Genomic DNA, 1,254 nt, shown 5'->3' with positions numbered 1-1,254 from the left:
CTCTCGTTTAGAAGCCATTTTCACAGCATAAGGATGAGCTTTAATTTGTTTAGCCATTTGTTGTTGTTGGTAGCCTTTTTTCTTCAACAGTTTACATTGCAAGATTAACCTTACTTGTGAAGTGACTAATGCTAACAAAGCGATCGGTTCCTCGTTCTGTTTTTTTAATTCTTTTAGAATATTTAAGGCTTGTCCAAGTTGATTTTGTACTAACGCATCAATAAGTGAAAAGGAACTTGTTTCGGCATATGTACTAATTAATTGTTCAGCCTCACTAACTGTTACCTCTTGCTCTCCAAAGTAAAGAGACAGCTTAATTAATTCCTTTTGCAAAGCATCTAAATGATCGCCAATACGTTCTGTCATGAGTTCGATCACTTCATTTGGGAGCCTTAAGTTGTGTTGTTTTGCCATTGATTTAATCATTTCTTGCATATCGTTAACATGAGGTGGTGAACAATCCACTAATTCGCTATGTTCTTTAATCGTTTTAACAATCTTTTTACGTTGGTCTAATTTTTCATAAGGAGCCACAATAATCAATGTTGAAAAATCAGTTGGTTGAACTATATATTCTTCCAAAGCATTTATATCATGCTCTATATCGTTTTTCGTTTGGCCAGTTAAAAAGCTCGCCCGATTAATAATAACAATCTTATGTTCACTGAAGAATGGGAATGTTTCTACATCATGAATAGCTTCTTGGACTGCTATAGTTTCCATATCATAAGTTTGGATATCAGGCTCTGGGTCTGTGTTGTTTTTGACTGATTCAAATATCCGTTCTTTTACTTTTTGTATAAAATATGGTTCCTCACCAGACAATAAATATATAGGTGAAACACTTTTAATGTTTTGCTTAATTAATTGTTGTGCATGCATGAATTGTCCTCCTTCTTGTTTTATCGTATACTGATTTAAAGAAAATCACAAGATGACATAAACAATTCCATTAGCTTACACAAAAATTTAAAGAGAGGAACCGCTTTTGGCTCCTCCCAGTATCTATATAAACGCTAAAAACAAATCCCCGGGAAGTTTTGTCTTTAGCGACGTTTGGTGTTATACTTATTGTGTGTATAAACGGATTGTTTATGGCTGTTAAGTCTTTACAATTAACGTAATCGTGGTTTTCCACAACTTTTTGACATTCATCAAAAAATATAGATTTTTTTGATCGAATCGCTTATACTGATAGTGATTTAGGAGGGATGGTTGTGAACGAATTCGAACAGGATGTACAGTCCAAAAACA

Annotated in this window: 1 protein-coding gene; it reads right to left on the bottom strand. The window is 33.8% G+C overall.

The features are described from left to right. Positions 1–882 (bottom strand): DNA polymerase III subunit delta (gene holA / locus A194_RS0116335; RefSeq protein ID WP_017187842.1); only part of this gene is annotated, 882 nt, incomplete at its 3' end. Positions 883–1,254: the final 372 nt, after the last annotated feature.

The sequence above is a fragment of the Alkalibacillus haloalkaliphilus C5 genome (assembly GCF_000269905.1).
In the GTDB taxonomy this organism is placed as follows: domain Bacteria; phylum Bacillota; class Bacilli; order Bacillales; family Alkalibacillaceae; genus Alkalibacillus; species Alkalibacillus haloalkaliphilus_A.
The sequence above is the reverse complement of the archived record's forward strand: the minus strand, read 5'-3'. Positions and strand labels throughout refer to the sequence as shown.